The following is an 18252-nucleotide window of genomic DNA, read 5'->3' as shown; positions in this document are numbered from 1 at the left end:
TAAATGACTGATAGGTTGGAGAATTTAAATCGTGTCTAAGATGATTTGCAGAAATAAGCTTACTCATCAACTTTATGGTAGCGGTATTGAACGGTAGGCGTGGCTACCTTATAATTCATAAAAGTTGCACTCTCTTTTGCGACTACTACGTTGACCGAGTCAGGTGACTCAAATTTAAACCTTTTCAGGTTTGTTTGATCAGCAAGTTTTATTTCGTCTACCTTTTGATAATTCATAAAACCTTGTCTTTTGTCTTTTTCCTTCGGTTGCTCAATTTGGAATTTGATTGGAATCGTGTGTTGTGAGGCAACTGCTTCGCCATTTTGTATTGCAGGGCTCCATTTTGGCATTGTCCAAACTACTCTGGCTGCTTCATCATCAAGCCCAAAACCCAAACCTTTCACAACTTCTGCTTTTCGGATATTGCCGTATTCATTCACTACAAATGAAACGATCACGATTCCGCTTGCATTGGCACGCATTGCTTCCGTGGGATACTTAATATTTCGCCCCAGGTATTTCATCATTTCTAGGATACCTCCGGGAAATTCTGCTTTTTGTTCAACGATTACATTTTCTTTTTTATCAGAATTACGTTTTTCTCCTTCGTTTGATTTATCTGCCCAGGCGGCTCTTCCGTAACCTACGATAACCACTTCGCTAATTAAGTTATCCGTCGGTATAAGAATTAGTGAATACTCCTTTTTTGACTTTTCGATATCGAATTCAACCGATTGGTAAGAAACGTGGCTGACAACAATTTTACTGTTTGCCGGGATATTGTTCAGTTCGAAATTTCCGCCGTGGTTTGAGGAAGTACCAATTTTTGAATTCTTGACAACGATGGTAGCGTTACGGATAGGTAGTCCGGTTTTATTAATAATGTTTCCCTTGATGCTAACTGTCTCGGCTATTATTTTACCTTCAACTTTCGGCTCTGGGGAAAAATCATCTTTTCGCTCTGTAGCGTCTTCTATTCTACCAACATTCACCTCTTCTGTATAAGCAGTCGTGTCAGGAGTTAACATATGTTTCTTTGCGGCAGTGAGGCTAACAACTAATATCAGTACAGGGATGATCATCAGATACTTCCCGAGCAGCCAGCGTGATGTGCGGTTTTTATAGATCATTTGGATTCGTGCTTTTAAAAGTGAACTATTGAAGAAATGATTGGTAAGGGCTTTCACAGGAGAGTGGAGGGCGTAGGAAACCAGAAAGTTGGCATACCGGTCTTTGTTCGGAGCTTGTTCGTCAGCAAGGTATTCGTGTATTTCCTGCAATGATTTTTTATAAAACCACAATGCCGGGTTGAACCAAAATACAGTTTTAATAATCTCAATCAGCATGACGTCCATGCTGTGATGCTGACGGATGTGAACTGCTTCGTGGCGTAGTATCGTATCCAGGTGATAAGTATAGTCCTGGTAACTCATGATCAGCCATTTGAAAAAGGAAAATGACCCTGTGGCAGACTGGCTGTGCGGTAACAGTATGAGTGTGTAATCATCAAATGAAATATGCTCATTGCGTGCAATGATTTTAACCAATTTGAACAAACCCTCGATTAGTCTGCCCAGCATAAAGGTGAAACCAAGCAAATAAACTGCGATCAGAATTTCATTCCATGGGAATGACTCCTGAATCGGTTGTGTGCTGATAACGGTTATTTCCGGTGCATCAGATATCAGGTACGTGACTTTCGGAATGGCTACTACTACCTCTGTTTCAGGAAACGAAATCAATGGCACTGCAAAGGACACAAGCAGAGTGAAAAGAAGATAGAGCCGATTCCACCGAAAAAAGGTATGATTCCTGAAAAGCAACCAGTAGCAACCATAAAACAGCACCCAGCACAGGTTGACTTTTCCAAAATAGATGAGCGTTTCCATAGGTGTTGCTAGTGATTGTGATCTTACTGTTAGTTTCTGGAATCTGAGAAGGTTGCCTTTTTTGTTGTTATCAATATAACTCCGTTGATTCCCTTTTTCCCGTATTTAGATGTAGCTGAATGGTCTTTTAAAACATCAATCGATTCTATTGACTTGGGATTGATTTTTAAAAGACCATCATGATTCTCCACAAGTTTTCCATCTACCACAAGTAAAGGTTGCTTGTCAGCTGTAAGACCGCTACCACTGAACCTTATATTCATGGGAGACTGTTGAACAAAGAAGACGGAATTTGAATCCTGCCCTGTGTAACCGGAAGAATTTGATCTTTTTATCAACGCAAGCTCCTTTTGCCTATCGGTAATCTCATTACCAGATAGCTTCCGATTTCCAACTTTGTCATCATTGTCAATCTGAAAATTAATGGGAAGGTTGTATTTAACATTCACTGCCTGACCATCCTGTGTTCCTGGTTTCCACTTTGGGAATTGGGATACTACCCTAACCGCCTCTTCATCGCAACCAAATCCAATTCCTTTCAAGATCTTTACATCCTGTATATTTCCATTTGTGGTTACAACAAAAGATAGGAAAACACGTCCGCTTACATTGGCTCTTGCCGCCGCAGTCGGGTACTTTATGTTATTTCCTAAAAACTTATACATCGCCTTGTTGCCACCCGGGAATTCCGGTTGTTTTTCAACGACAGTAAAGACTTTTCCTTCTGTGGGTAGTTCAAGAGTTTGTATCCTCGCTTCTCCTGAAACTACTGGCAAATCTTCTTGATCGGAAGAAGAAGATTCAGTGTCTTCTCTTGGTGAAAGTGCTATTCCGTGATCAGATATACCGTTTAAAGGTCTTAGTTGTGTTTTAAAACCAGGAAAGGAAATTAGCAGGTTGCTATAAGCAGGTGCATTGATCACAAATTTACCATCGCTGTCGGTTGTGGTGCCAAGCTGCAATCCTTCCACAACAACATTGGCTCCGGGAATTGCTAGTTTTGTTTCCGCACTGGCAATCCAGCCTTTCACTTGTATCGTTTTGGTAGAGTCCATTTCCTGGCCGGGAACTTCCGAGCTACTTTCCGAGAAGTTCTTTTTGATCCTTTCACATCCAGCAATGAGCAAGGCTATGGCACCTATAAAACCGAAAGTCAGAATATAAGAAGAACGTAACCATTTGGAAGAACGGCTTTTATAAATCATTTCAATACGACTTTTAAGCTGAGACGGTTTAAAAAAGTGATTGGTGAGTGCCGCAATGGGTGCGTTTAGCCCATAGGAAACCAGGAAATTGGCATAGTTTTCACGATTTGGCGCGGCCTCGTCGGCCAGGTATTCATGTACTTCCTGCAAGGCGTTTTTGTAGAGAATCAGAACAGGGTTGAACCAGAAGAGAATCCTTAAAATTTCTACGAAAAGAATATCGAAAGTGTGCCCCTGAGACGTATGAACCATTTCATGCCTCAATATGGCATCAAAGTGATTTTCATAATCGTTACGGTTTACTACAATCCATTTCAGAAATGAAAACGAACCGACATCATTTGAATCAATCAGAACTACTTTGCAGTCTTCCAGTTCGATCAATTCTCCATCACGAATAAATCCTTTGAGCTGGCGGATATTGCCGAGCATTTCATAGAACCGGCGCAGAACAGCAAACAGATAAATTACAATGAAGGCATTGATCCAGGTGAAGATTGAGGTTTCTTCTGCTTTGACATAATTCACAGAAAAACTAGCGGCGCTTACTTCGTATATCACAGGAATCTCCGGTGCAGATTCCGGATAGATGATAAAAGGCAATGCAAAAGACGCCAACAGTGCAGAAATCAGGTACAATCGGTTCCACATAAAAAATGTTTGTTGCCTGAGAAACAGCTGGTAACAGGCATAGAACAGGATCCAATACAAACTGACTTTTCCTATATATAATAAGATCGTTTCCATAGCGAATATAGAACTACTGTTCGTTTTTGTGTTGATTGATCAGTTTCATGATTTCATCCAGATCTTTTGTCTTTAAGTCGTTCTCTTTCACAAAAAACGAAACAAGATTAGGCAGCGAATTATCAAAGTAATTGACCATCAGCTGCTGCATTTCATATTTTTTGTATTCCTCTTCTGTTATGAGGGGATAGTATTCGTGGGTCTTTCCGTAAGCGTTATAGCCCACCACTTCTTTCTTTTCGAGAATACGGACGATGGTGGAAACGGTGTTATACGCTGGCTTGGGCTCAGGCATCTCAGCAAGTATATCCTTCACAAAGGCTTTTTTCAAAACCCACAGAATTCTCATGATCTCTTCTTCCGCTCTGGTTAATGTGCGAATTTCCATTGTATATTTTGTATTTACAGTAGTTTAAATTGGATATTCAAAGTTAAGACTATTTTATTAGTTTCAAAACTATTTTATTAGTTAATATAGAGTGTTATTGAAAGTATTACTCGACAGGTACTCTTCCGATGAGTCTAAGAATCTATTATTTTTCCAGGAAGAATTGAAGGGGTAGTATGTACTCCACAGCGACAGGCTTGTTGTTTTGTTTTGCCGGGGACCATTTTGGCATATTAAGTACAACACGCATGATTTCTTCGTCAATCCCAAATCCTATTTTCTGAGAAATTTTCGGACTTCGGATATTTCCAGCTTCATTTACTGTGAAGGAGACATTTATCCTGCCTTGAATCTTTTCCCTTCTGGCTTCGGCAGGATATAAGATGTTTCTAGCTATATACAAGATCAAAGCCTGGTTTCCACCAGGGAATTCGGGATTTTGTTCTACAATCACCATTTCTGCTGCATAGTTGTTTGCAGACACCAGTGAGTTTGTGCTTTCTTTACTTGTTGCATAGCCAACGATAACTATTTCGCCAAGTTGGACTTGCTTCTTTTTTAAGTATATACTGTAAGTTGTCTTGGATTCATCAAGTTTAAATTCCTGACTTTCAAAGCCAACATGGCTTACAACTAGTTGGTCGTTTGTTGACAAACCCAGTAGTTCAAAACTTCCGGTACTGTCCGTAGCCATAGCAAGTTTGGTTTCTTTTGCGATTACGGTAGCATCGCTCAATCCCTTTTTGTCTTCGCCATATACGATGCCGGTTATATTCCTCTTCCATTGACTTTTCTTTGAAATACTGTCACGCACGGCTACCTTCTGCACTAAAATCTTTTTATGTTTTGCTTTCAGGTTTATGAAGTAATTACTGATATTCTTTTTTACCACAAAGCTCTGTGATATGTGTGATTCGTGGTTTGCAATGATGGTATCACCATCGTTCACATTGAAAACTGTGAAAGTGCCGTTTTTATCAGTAAGACTCTCATTTTCTTTCCATTTTACGCTTAGCGTTACCCTATCTAGTGGAGATCCTGATTCATCGGTAATATGTCCCTGAATTGTGAAACTACTTCCATCAGTCTGTATTCGTTGGAGGGATTGGAAAGCAAAACAAATTGACTGATAGGATATTATCGATAATAATAATAGAGTAAGTCCAAATTTTCTCATGTGATTACGGGTAAATTTAGGATATTATTGATGAGTGTACTGGCTCAATTAGAGTAGTTTTGTAACTATTTTATTAGTTATAGATCATAGTAAAAAAACGATGCAGGTTTTACATCGTTGATAATTTATGTTATTGGCAAGCTCAGGCGAATTCTGAACCTTGTTCCTTTAGGTAGTTTCCTACATTACAAACAATGCCATTCATAATTTCCACATCACGATTCCAATCCCGAATTTGCCAATCTCCATTCGGAGTAGCAATCATTACGTTTTTGGATTCAGTCAAAAACCAGATTACTTTTTCAACTCCAAATTCTAATAGTTTTTTTGTTTTAACCGCTATGTAGCTGTTTTCAGTAAAGTCTTCTAACTCAATGTCCAGATCAATTTCAATCGAAAGTTTTGGAGGTACACTAGAATAATGCTTGTTGATCTTGTCTATGGTTAGAACATCCTTATCAAAGATGAGTATATCTCCTGCAAGATTGTTGCGGCGATCTAAATGGAGTCCGGCTTCGTTGGTTGCGATAAGATATTTAGCCCGATCAATACTTGGATATAACAACCCGAGAATATAATCGATGATAAAAAACTGCAATGAACTTGAACCCATAATGTCTTCGAGTTTCTTGGTTTTGGCCAATACTTCCCGGTAGCCTTTGCGATACAAAGGTTTTCCGTCTATTATTTCATGGATCAAAACGCTGGGTATGTTCTTGGCAGAGATTTTGGGCAAAACCTTGCTCGGACCTGGTGAAGCTATCATTGCTAAACTTGTTTTGCTGATACTCAAATATAAGAATATTAGTTGAATTATAGCATGGGCTAAGGGAGAGGTGGGGATGGGGAAATTGGGTCAAAAAAGGCTTAAATGCAAGAAGTAAAATCGCTACTCTTTCAATGAAAAAGGGCATAGAAAAAGGAATTTGTTACCTTAATCTATGCCCTTATCTCCTTGCTCAATTTTCTATTCCACTATACTCAACTTAACCGTATTGGTTTTGCGGTGTTTTGAAACAGGCATACTTAATGTGTTGATAAACACATCTCCTTTTTGCAATTCTCCTTTTTCAACAAGGAATAATTTAATGTCTTCAATCAGGTCGTCAGTGGTAACACCCTGGTCACGATCGTAGAAGAATACTTTCGTTCCCCAATAAAGCGCCAGTTGGTTCATCAATACTTTGTTGGAAGTAAAGATCAGCAAACCTGCTTTTGGGCGGTGGTGAGACAGACGGAAAGAAGTATAACCCGAACGTGTAATACCGATAATGGCCGCAGCATGTGTATCACGAGCCAAACGGCAGGCACTCATTACTACGTTATCGTTCAGTTTGTCAGCACCAGGGCTTTCGTTTACAAATGCGTGGTATTTGAAATAAACACTATCAGTTGAAGATTCGATTCTTTCGATGGTTCGGGTCATGCTCTCAACAGCAAGAATTGGGTATTTACCCGATGCTGTTTCAGCACTTAGCATTACTGCATCAGCACCGTCAAGTACAGAGTTCGCAACGTCACTTAGCTCAGCACGTGTTGCACGTGGGCTTTCGATCATACTTTCCAGCATTTGCGTTGCTACAATAACGGGCTTTCCAGCTTTATTACATTTCTCAACAATCATTTTCTGGATCATTGGTACTTCCTCAGCCGGAAGTTCAACGCCAAGGTCACCACGAGCAACCATGATCGCATCCGAAGCTTCAATGATTTCATCGATGTTCGTAATGGCTTCCGGCTTTTCGATTTTAGCGATCAAGCGAGCAGTTTTACCTTTGTTGGTAATGTATTCCTTCACTTTTAGAACTTCTGATGCAGTTCTTACGAAAGAAAGCGCTACCCATTCTACATCATGTTCAAGACCAAAATCCAGATCTTCATAATCTTTTGCAGTAACAGAAGGCATTGAAACCCTCGTGTTCGGCAGGTTTACTCCTTTTTTAGATTTAAGATAACCTCCGTAAATAACTTCTGTAATTACGTCGCTGCCGTCCAGACCTGTAACCAACACTTCCAGTTTACCGTCGTCCATCAGAATACGGTCACCGATTTTTACGTCATTATACATTCCGTCGTATGGAGTGCTCACTTTTTCAGCAGTACCCAATACTTCGGTATTTGATAGTATCAATTTGTTACCCGCTTCGATCAGTACGCCATCTTTTTCAGCGACAAGTCCGATACGGATTTTTGGTCCTTGTAAATCCTGCAAAATGGCCAGGTTATATCCGAACTCTTCATTTATTTCACGAATTGTATTCAGTCTCGCCAAATGATCGGCATGTGTGCCATGAGAAAAATTTAGGCGAAATACGTTTACTCCGGCTTTGGCCAACGCATGAAGCATTTCTTTTGTTTCAGAAGTTGGGCCGACGGTAGCAACGATTTTTGTTTTCTTGGAAGACATAGATTAATTAGCAGTATGGAATGAATTTACTTATATACAATCCACGTCGATGACGATATGGATACTTTTCAATGTTTTATCGGTGAGTACGTCAATCACTTTTTCCTGGATAAACGACTTTGCCGCCTTAAAATTAATCTTTTCTCGCTCAAGTTTAATGAGAATGTCGAACAAAAACTGATTTCGTACCCTTTCGACCAGCGGAGGCTGCGGGCCAAGTACTCTTCCGGTTCCCAAATTAGCAGTCAATTTCGCAGTCAGTATCTCAGCAGCGCGCTTGGAAACGGTCGAGTCAAGATGTTTGACAGTGATTTTTATTAAACGCGTATATGGCGGATAGTGAAATTTTTCACGTTCCGGTAGTTCGGCTTCATACATGCCTGTATAATCGCCCGTTACAACACGTTCCAATAGTTTTTGTCCCGGATTGGCAGTTTGGATCAATACCTTTCCGGGGCGGTTCGCCCGTCTTCCTGCTCGTCCGCTAACTTGCGTCAGCATTTGAAAGGCACGCTCCGAAGCTCTGAATTCAGGAAAATGGATCATACGGTCAGCATCGAAAATACCAACGATGCTCACATTGTCGAAGTCGAGTCCTTTGCTTACCATCTGTGTTCCGACGAGTATGTCTATTCCACCCTCTTCAAATTCCTGAATAATTTGCTGGTAAGCATTTTTGGCTCGTGTAGTATCAAGATCCATCCGCTGTACACGGGCAGAAGGAAACATCAACGTAAGTTCTTCTTCAATTTTTTCCGTTCCATATCCCATTGTTTTCACTTTGGGGGATCCGCAGTTGGGACAGGTGCGGGGAACTTCCTCTTTGTGGCCACAATAATGACAACGAAGCTCTCCAACCCTCATGTGGTAGGTGAGACTTACGTCGCAGTTAGCGCATTCCGAAATCCAGTTACATTCTTCACATTGCAGGTATGGCGAGTAGCCCCGGCGGTTTTGAAAAAGAATGGTCTGTTCTTTATTTTTCAGATTAAATTCCAGATGTTCGATTAGAACGGAAGAAAATTCATTCTTCATCTTTTTCGATTTCTTCTCTTTTTTTGTATCAATAAGCTCGAAAGTTGGCAACGCAGCGTTTCCGAAGCGTTCTTTCATTTCCACCAAACCATAGCGTCCATTTTTTGCATGAAAATAACTTTCAAGTGATGGAGTAGCTGATCCCAACAGCACTTTACCTTTGTGCATATAGGCCATCATCACTGCTACGTCGCGGGCGTTGTAACGCGGAGCGGGATCGTGCTGTTTGTATGAAGTTTCGTGTTCTTCGTCCACGATAATCAGTCCAAGATTATCAAACGGTAAAAAAACCGAAGAACGCACGCCGACTACAAACTGGAATTTTCCATCCAGAATCCCTTTCCAAACTTCAACACGTTCGTTATCAGAAAATTTGGAGTGATAGATTCCCATTACATCGTCAAACACTTTTCGTAATCGAACCACGATTTGGGTGGTCAGGGCAATTTCAGGTAACAAAAACAAAACCTGAGATCCGCTTTCCAGTACCTGTTTGATCAGTTCAATGTAAACCTCGGTCTTCCCGCTTCCAGTGATCCCATGTAAGAGAACAACTTCCTTTTCAGAAAAGAGGTCATAAATCTGTTTCGAAGCATTTTTTTGAGAATCGGTAAGGACAATTTCGGCAGGCTTACCAACGGGAATATCATCAAACCGGGATATGAAAATTTCGAACTGTTCAAAAACTCCTTTTTTAATCAGAGTCTGCAAAGCGGAATCCGAAAGCCCGTCGTCCTGCGAAAAGATGGATTTATCCAGACCTTTCTGATTCAAATCCGGGTTGTTGTATACGGGTATATGCGACAAGTATCGCATAATAATTTCCTGTTGTTTGGGTACTTTGTCCAACGAAGAAGTAAGCTGTACCAGCGAGTCATTTGACAAATAGGCCGTCGTAAGCCTCACTTTTTTTGCAACTTTGGGCTTGTATTTTTCTTTTACTTCTTCAAAAAGGATTACCGCCCTTTTACCTACAAGAGATTTAATGAGCGAAGTAATATTGGATTTTTGTACCAGCCGTTCTATTTCCTCATAAGACAGCGTCTGGTGTTTTTTGATCTCATCCAGTACAACATGTTCCAGGTCGGTAAGTAGGTCGTAATAATCAAACTCAGGATTGAATTGTATCCGTGACTGACTGGTTATTTTTAGTCCTGCCGGTAACGCCACGTTGAGGACCTCACCGATGTTGCATAAATAGTACTCTGCAATCCAGTTGAAAAGTTCGAGCTGCCGCGTGGTGATAATCGGCTGCTCGTCGAGCAATTCGAGGATGTATTTTGCCTGATATTTTGCTGGTGGAGTTGTATGAATCTGTGCTACGGCGGCTGTAAGTACTCTTTTCTGTCCAAACTGCACGATTACCCTTGCGCCAATTTTGATCAGCTCGCTCATTTCCCTTGGCACTCTGTATGTAAACAGTGAAGGAATTGGTACCGGTAATATTAAATCGGCGAATAAAGTAGTTTCTTCCTCAAAAAGGGAGGTCATTGATTGTGTGGGTTGTTAATATAAGATGTGGTGACATTATGTATCATCTCATCTGAAATATAGAAACTTAATGTTTTAATTATTGGTCAAGTAATTCTAAAATGGTCTTGGCAGTCTGCTTGTATGACGGATCTGTAAGATTCTGATTTCATTTATTAAAACTCTGAAAGAAACACAATATCGATCAATTTCAAAGGCGCGGTAAGATCCATCATTATTGATTTTGAAGTGATCAAGAGATTGATTAGAATGACTACCTGGTAAATTTCTAATTTTCAGAAGTATCTCATTTTCTAATTCCTCTGCATAGTTACCAAAATCATTTTCTTCGATAAACTGAATAATATTAAGGAGCTGTCTTACTGCAATTTTATTCCATTTGATCCTCATTTTATTGCCTTTCTTCTATTCCTAAATAAAAGATCTACATCTTCCTGATTTACAAAATTACCTGCTTCTATTTCAGTATTGGATTTGTCCAGATCTTCATTATAGCTTGTGACAAAGTCTTTCACTAGCTGGCTATCATCAATATCTGTTTTATACTGAATAGCCAGACTATCCAAAAATGCTATAAGAACTTTTTCTTCCTGTTCGCTTATGGTATTAACTAAAATGCTCATTTGGCTACGTTTAGTCAGTGTTCTACAAATACTAGTCTGATCAAAGTTAGCAACTTCAATCCACCATTCCAATAGGGAGCATTGGTGCAAGATCCCAGCCTACCATTGCGTTGAACAGCTTGATATGGCTAAATTTTTGAATGTCATTTTCAGAAACCTCAGCTTCCCGGATCACACCAGAATCCAGTAAAAGTGCCCGCTGTGTACCTGGGAGTAGGTAGGTTTTAGGAGTATACCATTTCTCTCCGTCTAAAAAAGCCACATTACAATAGAAAGAATCCGTAACCATTCCTTTTTTTATGATCAGAATTTCGTCCGCATCACCGCGCTGGGCGTACAAGTCATTCAGCTCTTCTCGTTGGTCATATTTGTAACTGTAATCAACTGAATCGTGGTGCACAATACGAATCTTTTGAATCGTTCGGGCGGTGTATGGCTCCCATCTGATGTTGTCAATTTCTTCGCCATAGGCCAACCGGCATTTGTGCAGATCATTGGAAACCTCATTGGGAATTTTGATAAGGTCTTCCAGCTTCCAATAATCGTTATATCCCCAAAGCTTCTTTCTGGTTTTGTTCAGCCGTGCTTCATGGTATTCGATATTTTTGAATTGCCTGTTTTGAACAGCGATGGTTTCAATGCACAGAGTGTGGGGCATGGCTAAAAGGAAGATATACTTTGTCTATTAATTCCTGGTATTCGTGTTCTGCATTGCTGAGTACGGTAATTCCGCCTCCACTTTTGAAAACAAAACTACCGTTTATGTCTTCTATGTAACGGATCATCACAGCACTTTCAAAATTTTCACCATCGAAAAAACCCATTACACCAGTATAATAACCTCGATCATAGCCCTCAGCTTCTTCGATGATTTTCATCGTGCTGGGTTTGGGAGCACCGGTGATAGAACCGGCTGGTAACAATTTCATAATCAGGTCGCCGTATTGACCGTCAAAATCGTCAGGTAAAATTCCCGCTACTTCCGAACTGACCTGCAAAAGCGTTTTATCATTGGTATGCACCTGATCAATGTATCGATAACGTTCCACCCACACTTTGTTGGCCACCATACTGATGTCGTTACGGATGAGATCCACAATTGTAGCATGTTCCGCTGCCTCTTTAGGGTCCGATAAAATTACATTTTCAGCATTTGGAGTGGAAGCGTCAATGGTACCTTTCATCGGAAAGGATGAGATACGGTTGCCTTTGATCCGAACGAATATTTCAGGAGAAAAACATACAACCTGATCTTTCATCCAAAAACGGTATGGCACCGCACTGTGTTGATAGATGTCCAATAAACTCAGATTGGTTTGAATAGGAGTAGGTACTGAAAGATTTACCAGAAAGGAATTGCCGGCCTTTAGATTTTTGACTACATGATCAAACTTGATTTTGTACTCCCCAAAGTCCATTGGCGATTTTCGCAGATAGAATTCTGGTGAAATTTTTATATTGGCTTCCGTGGGAGAATTGTGAAATCCGTTGAGATCAAAGCGTATTTTGGCAGGATCTATATCTTCCAACTGCCAGGCAAGTGGTTTTTTGTTCAGATAATCAATAAGAAAAACGAAGGGAGTTTTCTGTTTTCCCCAATGATTAAGTTTGTCAGAAAATGCCCTGATAGGATCAGTCAATGGATATATTTGTAATATTTTTAGAAACAACCAGAACAGTTGGCCAAATTACAAAGTTCAGAAACCAATAGCTAAAAAGAGGAGTTAGGTAAGGAGAAGTTAGGAATAGAGAAGTTAAGGGAGTTAAGAATGAAGAATTGAACGGGGCGATCATTTAGCATTGGCTGGGAAATCAGGCTTATTCGTCAATTACTACTCCTGAAAGAATTAAAACGAACTAATTTTTGTAGAACACCATTTTCGCTAACAGCTAACAGCTAACAGCTAACAGCTAACAGCTAACAGCTAACAGCCAACAGCCAACAAAAACAATGCATATACACGACGTAATTATTATTGGAGGCGGGCCATGTGGTCTTGCGATGGGGATTGAGCTGGCGAAAAGCGAACTGGACTATCTCATTTTGGAAAAAGGAAACTTAACGGAATCCATTCGCCGCTATCCGAGAAGAATGCGTTTTTTTTCTACTGCTGAAAACATTGAGATAGGCGGAATCCCTTTTGCAATTTCGGAAGTGAAGGCTAACCGGAATGAAGCTTTGCAATATTATCGGAAAGTAGCAGGATATTATCATCTGAATTTCAAGCTTTTCGTAGATGTAGATCGCACGGAAAGGCAGGAAGATGGTACGTTTCTGGTGTATGCCAAGGACGGACAAATTTTTCAGTCAAAAAAGGTAGTACTTGCTACCGGTTATTTTGATGTCCCACGCATGTTGAATGTCCCTGGTGAAAACCTACCGCATGTTTCACATTATTATGATGAACCTTTCAAGTATTCTTATACCAATGTCGTATTGGTAGGTGGATCAAATTCTTCTGTTGAGGCAGCCTTGGAACTATATCGCCACGATGCCCATGTGACCATTGTGCACAAAGAAGCGGACTTTCGAACGAAGGTGAAATACTGGCTAGTACCGGATGTTAAAAACCGGGTGAAGGAAGGTAAAATTCATACAAGATTCAACAGTGTTACAAAGGCTATTGAGCCTGGAAAAATGCAGATAGAGAATCTTGAAACAGGAGAAACGGAATGGATCGCTGCTGATTTTGTGTTTCTGCTTGTGGGTTATCTGCCAGATGAACATTTGCTTTTCCGTTGCGGAATTGTGCTTGATCCTGCCACGAAGGTTCCTACGTACGATCCTGAGACTTTCGAAACCAACATTCCTGGTTTATACCTGTGTGGAACCGTAATGGCTGGTGTTTTTACAGAAAAAATCTTTATCGAAAATGGCCGGGATCACGCTGCTGCAATTGCTGACCATATTACGGGTAAGGAGGTGCGGAAGGTGAAGGAGTTGATTGACAGAATCTGATTTCTGTCTCATAATCAGTGTCGTAAATAATGTTAATATGAATTATTGTTGAGAATATTTGGTGTAGAATTGCAAGCAATTGTGGTTATCTAAAACTTAATATTCGTGTCATGAAAGTGTTCTTGTTGCTTTTCCGATTGTTAGTATGCGTAAGTGTAGCATACAGTATGTTTGGATGTGAGCCGAAAATGTCCGGGAAAAGTCGTGTGATCAGTGGGGTAATAAGCGGGTTGCCAGACGGAGTTATGTATCTGAAAGATATCTCACTTACCAAAATCGATTCTTGCCCTACTTCTGCTGGAAGGTTTGAATTTCGAATAACCTCCGAAAAATTTCCGGAGCCTATTTATGCCGAAATGGTTCACATTGCTAACGATGACAGCACACTTCGTATTTTTGTTTTTCCTACAAAACACAAAATAATGGTAAACCGATAAACCAGGCACTTCTGATGCTTGATTTGGAGGGTATTACTATGAAAGGCAAAATACACGATTCTTTTTTTGCCAAGAAATCATATTATTCATCGATTGAAGGTGCTGTTAAATTTGGTAAGCAGACGAACATGTTTTTAGCAGACACATTTAATTTCAACGGTCAGGTTAAACTAAAAGATTTGAAAAAAATGATCTTAGCAAATCCCTTTTCTTATCATCTTCTTTACAGTGTCAAAAATATCAGACATTCATTGTCGGACAGACAAATACTGTCACTTCTTGAATGTTTTGATGATGATGTGCAGGCAAGTAACACTGCTTCTGAAATGAAAAGTTATATCGCTTCAAGAGGTAAAATAAAATTGAGTAATACAACTTTGACAGATTCAGCTGGAAAACAACATCTTATTTTGGATCAAAAAGCAAAGTTAAACATGGTCATTTTATGGGCATCCTGGTGCGGTCCCTGCCGGGCAGAAATACCTCAATTGAAGAAAGTATATAAAAAGTTTAGGAGTAATGAAAATTTTAAGATGGTATCTGTGTCCGTTGATAGTGAAAATTTGAAATGGAAAAAGGCGTTGAAAGAAGAAAAAATGCCTTGGAAACAGCTACTAACAGAACGAGAAATAGCGGACTATTACAAGGAACTTTTTGATGTAAACAACTCAATCCCAACCACGCTTTTTTATGATTCGAATGGGAAACTTATAAAAAAATATATTGGTTATGACGCCGCAAATGAAGTTGAAGTCATGGATCTAATCATCGCCAATCTGAAATAACAGTTTGCAAATCAAGTTGCCCATCGAGATGCTACTAATCAACAAACTTTAACCTCTTCCTTTTTCCCTTCGTCGATATCTTGTCAATTTTTCCGATCAGACCTTTTCCTCCCACGGCATAGCCGATATTTCCTGCAAAGCTAACGGCATGGAATGGCTCAGTCCCAAGGGGGCTCCAAGTCTTGCCTTTGTCAACCGAATAGCTACTTCCTGATGGTCCGGTTGCTACCAGTGCGTAATTGTCAGCACGAATCTGTGTATCGCCGTTCCAGGTTGCGTTTGCTTTATGGTAAATGGCTACACATTCTTTCAAACCTGTCGGTTTTGTCATGCTTTCCAGTTTCCAACTCTCTCCGCCATCCGCTGTTGTGAGTACATTAATAGTAGAGTCAGTAGTGCGTTTGTAGTCGCCGCCAACGGCAATTCCATTTTTGGAAGAAGTAAACCGGAGACCAAAAATGCCACTTGTCGGTCCTGCATTCATCGGTGTTTCTGATACCTTCCATGATTTACCATAATCTTCCGACCGGAAAACACGTGCTTTTTTGCTTCCTCCCGTTCCTATAAAAGCATTACCTTTTCCCGTTGCCAGTATGGATGTGCCGCTGGCAGCAAAACAAGCCTCTCCGGGCAGAGCTGTCGGACGGCTTTCGGCAGGTAATTCGGTCCATGATTTTCCGCCGTCCTCTGTGGTCAATACAAACAATTTTCCGTCTACCGGATCGCCCAAACAAATACCTTTGTTTTTATCCCAAAAGTCAATTCCATCCAGAAAAGCCCCAGTCTGTGTAGTTTGGTACACAAGAGTCCAGGTTTGCCCACCATTTTCTGTCCTGTATATTTTCGCTTTGCCTTTCTCTGCTTCACCTGCACTCATCGCAACGGCTGTTTGCTTGTCAAAGGCATGTATGTCACGAAAATCGAGCGAGTCGCCTTCCGGAACTTTTACGGTCGTCCATGATTTTCCGGCATCCAGTGTCTTGTAAACATTACCTCCGGTGCCGGCAATCCAGCATACATTGGAAGAAACCGCATGTACGGCGCGCATATGGGCTTTTGATTTAATGTCAAGAACTTTCCATTGTGACATGGCTGGAAATGAAAAACATGTCAAGATGATCATTAGTGTTAGAAGAAACTGACCGATATAGCGGTAAATCATGGATGTGGGTTGATTTGGCACGGTATTTTAATTAATTTCGGGATAAGTATATCTATCATCACACAAAATAAGACAATTCGTATGAACAAGAATCAAAAATTTCTGATAGGGTCGGTAGGAGCATTGTTAACCGGTATTGCCATCGGACTTTTAGTAGCTCCAAAAAGCGGTAAGGAATCTCGCAAACTGATCAAAACTAAAGCAAATGATCTGGGTGGTACTGCTAAGGATAAATATGAAAAAAGTCTTGATGAGTTGACGGTTCTTGCCGAAAAACTAAAAGATGGTTTTTTGAAAAATGTGAATACTGTAAAAGATAAAGCTGGTTCAGTTGCAGAAACAGTAAATGATAAAGTGCGTAGTGTAGTGAACAACAATGCTTAATTGCATCTTTTGAAAATATTAGGGGGTTGGTTTCCATTTGCGAAGCCAACCCTTTATTTATGGTATCCTGGTGAAAATTTCTGCGACTGCTTCTCCAATCTTGTCCGATAATTTTTTCTCCTTATCCGGTAAAATACCTTTCGCGCCACCTTCCCATACCATTTTGTTGTTTTCAGTTTCTACGAAATCAAGTAACATGGTACCTTCCCGATATTTGCCTACGGGTACTTCTTCGCTTTTCCAGGTATAGCGCCTCTGGCCCATGTATCTGGGATAACCATCGTTCAGGAAGTTGGTTTGTCGGGTTTGAATTTCTTCTTTGACTGACAACGCAATATTGATTTTTATTGCAGGATCCTGCGCTTCATTCAGTCCACGTTTTTTGAGATTCGTTGCAAGGGCGTCTTTAATCACCTGAATATTTTTTTCAAAGGTTTCAGAGTTAGTATCGCCTTGGGCTTCTATTTCATAAAAGCCATAAGTCGAGTAGTTGGACAGTTTAAAACCAGTTTCCTGTTTGGCTTTCAGGATTTTATAAGACGACTGGCAACTGGAAAACAGGAAGGCTGAAAGAATGAATACAAGTAATTTGATAGTTTTCATGAGTCGAGTTTTTTATGATTATTCTGGAAATTGATTTCTTATTGTCGTTTAAGCGAAGCGAATTTCATGAAGAGTTTCGCCAACGGAGAAGGCTGTCCCTGTCGATATACATATGAAAAATTACGTTCTATGTCTAAGCCAGCCACATCAACAATCGAGAGGCGGTCGTCGGCTAATTCCTGCTTCACACTATAAATAGACAGAAACGCAAAGGTATCGGAGCAAAAAAGATAGTTTTTAATACTTTCTGTACTCCCCAGCTGCATTTGAATATTGAGATCTTTATACGACAGACCTATTATTGATAAATGCTGGTCAATGATCTCAGATGTTCCTGATCCAACCTCTCTTGTCAATAGCGGAAGTTGGGTAAGTTCCTTTGGTTCAATTACACGATTTCTTGATACATTTTTAGGATGCGTCACCAGTACAATCTCATCTTTAAGAAAAGTTGTATATTTTAAATCTGAATGGTGAATAGATCCTTCAACCAGTCCAAGATCGATTTTTTTCTCTTCGAGCAACTGTTCAATTACCAATGAATTCGCATTGGTAAGCTCTATGTTAATTTCAGGAAAACGCTTGTGAAAATGCGCCAGATAGACCGGAATTACGTATTGGGCGATTGTGGTACTGGCACCGATATGCAACGTTCCTTCGGTTTTATTTTGAAGGAGGTTGATATCAAATTCCAGTTTTTGATACTGCTCAAATATAAGATGTGCGTGCTGAAGGAGAACTTCTCCGGCCTTAGTGAGAACGATCTGCTTTCTGCTACGGTCAAAAAAAGTCGTTGCATAGTGCTGTTCAATCTCCTTGATGTGTTTGGTAACCGCAGGCTGGCTGATACTGAGTTGTTCGGCTGCTCTGTTAAAATTAAGCGTTTGAGCAACCGTATAGAAAACACGAAGACGGAAATCAGCCATTTTTGATCTTTACGAAAGCGTTTAAATTAATTTC

17 protein-coding genes are annotated in these 18252 nt (G+C 40.2%); 4 read left to right on the top strand and 13 right to left on the bottom strand.

The annotated features are described in order from the left end of the window. Positions 1-59: 59 nt before the first annotated feature. The 10 genes from LZG71_RS16435 to LZG71_RS16390 form a co-directional block, all read right to left on the bottom strand. Positions 60-1889, bottom strand: a complete 1830-nt coding sequence (locus LZG71_RS16435; protein ID WP_233822061.1) for a M56 family metallopeptidase — start codon at positions 1887-1889, stop codon at positions 60-62. Positions 1890-1918: 29 nt separating this feature from the next. Then, positions 1919-3745: a M56 family metallopeptidase gene (locus LZG71_RS16430; protein ID WP_233822060.1), complete on the bottom strand. Its 1827-nt coding sequence runs from the start codon at positions 3743-3745 to the stop codon at positions 1919-1921. Positions 3746-3854: 109 nt separating this feature from the next. Continuing rightward, positions 3855-4229, bottom strand: a complete 375-nt coding sequence (locus tag LZG71_RS16425) for a BlaI/MecI/CopY family transcriptional regulator (protein WP_233822059.1) — start codon at positions 4227-4229, stop codon at positions 3855-3857. A 145-nt stretch (positions 4230-4374) separates the two neighbouring features. After that, positions 4375-5406 carry a TonB family protein gene (locus LZG71_RS16420; RefSeq protein WP_233822058.1) on the bottom strand — a complete coding sequence of 344 codons (1032 nt, stop codon included), beginning with the start codon at positions 5404-5406 and terminating at the stop codon, positions 4375-4377. A 142-nt stretch (positions 5407-5548) separates the two neighbouring features. Further along, entirely contained in the window at positions 5549-6199 is a 651-nt protein-coding gene (locus tag LZG71_RS16415) for a Uma2 family endonuclease (RefSeq protein ID WP_233822057.1), read from the bottom strand. A 174-nt stretch (positions 6200-6373) separates the two neighbouring features. Next, complete coding sequence (gene pyk / locus LZG71_RS16410; RefSeq protein WP_233822056.1) at positions 6374-7813, bottom strand: pyruvate kinase; 1440 nt, start codon at positions 7811-7813, stop codon at positions 6374-6376. 30 nt (positions 7814-7843) lie between these two features. Then, positions 7844-10339, bottom strand: coding sequence for a primosomal protein N' (gene priA / locus LZG71_RS16405; protein ID WP_233822055.1), 2496 nt, complete (start codon positions 10337-10339; stop codon positions 7844-7846). A gap of 386 nt (positions 10340-10725) precedes the next feature. Continuing rightward, positions 10726-10962, bottom strand: a complete 237-nt coding sequence (locus LZG71_RS16400) for a hypothetical protein (RefSeq protein WP_233822054.1) — start codon at positions 10960-10962, stop codon at positions 10726-10728. A 55-nt stretch (positions 10963-11017) separates the two neighbouring features. Continuing rightward, positions 11018-11620, bottom strand: coding sequence for an aminotransferase class IV (locus LZG71_RS16395; RefSeq protein ID WP_233822053.1), 603 nt, complete (start codon positions 11618-11620; stop codon positions 11018-11020). Continuing rightward, entirely contained in the window at positions 11598-12602 is a 1005-nt protein-coding gene (locus tag LZG71_RS16390; protein ID WP_233822052.1) for an aminodeoxychorismate synthase component I, read from the bottom strand. The genes LZG71_RS16395 and LZG71_RS16390 overlap by 23 nt, the downstream gene beginning before the upstream one ends. A gap of 311 nt (positions 12603-12913) precedes the next feature. Between LZG71_RS16390 and LZG71_RS16385 the strand changes: the two genes are divergently transcribed. The 3 genes from LZG71_RS16385 (at position 12914) to LZG71_RS16375 (ending at position 15143) form a co-directional block, all read left to right on the top strand. Then, the gene (locus LZG71_RS16385) at positions 12914-13921 is read left to right on the top strand and encodes a YpdA family putative bacillithiol disulfide reductase (protein WP_233822051.1); all 1008 of its coding nucleotides are present in this window, start codon (positions 12914-12916) and stop codon (positions 13919-13921) included. Between the two features lie 110 nt (positions 13922-14031). After that, complete coding sequence (locus LZG71_RS16380; protein ID WP_233822050.1) at positions 14032-14358, top strand: DUF4369 domain-containing protein; 327 nt, start codon at positions 14032-14034, stop codon at positions 14356-14358. A gap of 14 nt (positions 14359-14372) precedes the next feature. Then, positions 14373-15143 carry a TlpA disulfide reductase family protein gene (locus tag LZG71_RS16375; protein WP_233822049.1) on the top strand — a complete coding sequence of 257 codons (771 nt, stop codon included), beginning with the start codon at positions 14373-14375 and terminating at the stop codon, positions 15141-15143. 34 nt (positions 15144-15177) lie between these two features. Here the strand turns inward: LZG71_RS16375 and LZG71_RS16370 are convergent, their stop codons facing one another. Next, positions 15178-16191: a YCF48-related protein gene (locus tag LZG71_RS16370; protein ID WP_233822048.1), complete on the bottom strand. Its 1014-nt coding sequence runs from the start codon at positions 16189-16191 to the stop codon at positions 15178-15180. Between the two features lie 195 nt (positions 16192-16386). On the opposite strand from LZG71_RS16370, the gene LZG71_RS16365 reads away from it, so the two are divergent. Next, entirely contained in the window at positions 16387-16689 is a 303-nt protein-coding gene (locus tag LZG71_RS16365; protein ID WP_233822047.1) for a YtxH domain-containing protein, read from the top strand. 57 nt (positions 16690-16746) lie between these two features. Here LZG71_RS16365 and LZG71_RS16360 read toward each other — a convergent pair whose 3' ends face one another. Together LZG71_RS16360 and LZG71_RS16355 are read right to left on the bottom strand one after the other, a co-directional pair. Continuing rightward, positions 16747-17292, bottom strand: coding sequence for a DUF4136 domain-containing protein (locus LZG71_RS16360; protein WP_233822046.1), 546 nt, complete (start codon positions 17290-17292; stop codon positions 16747-16749). Between the two features lie 38 nt (positions 17293-17330). Continuing rightward, positions 17331-18218, bottom strand: a complete 888-nt coding sequence (locus LZG71_RS16355) for a LysR substrate-binding domain-containing protein (protein ID WP_233822045.1) — start codon at positions 18216-18218, stop codon at positions 17331-17333. Positions 18219-18252: the final 34 nt, after the last annotated feature.

It is taken from the genome of Dyadobacter sp. CY312 (assembly GCF_021390535.1).
Classification (GTDB): domain Bacteria; phylum Bacteroidota; class Bacteroidia; order Cytophagales; family Spirosomataceae; genus Dyadobacter.
This window is presented reverse-complemented; position numbering and strand designations above follow the sequence as displayed.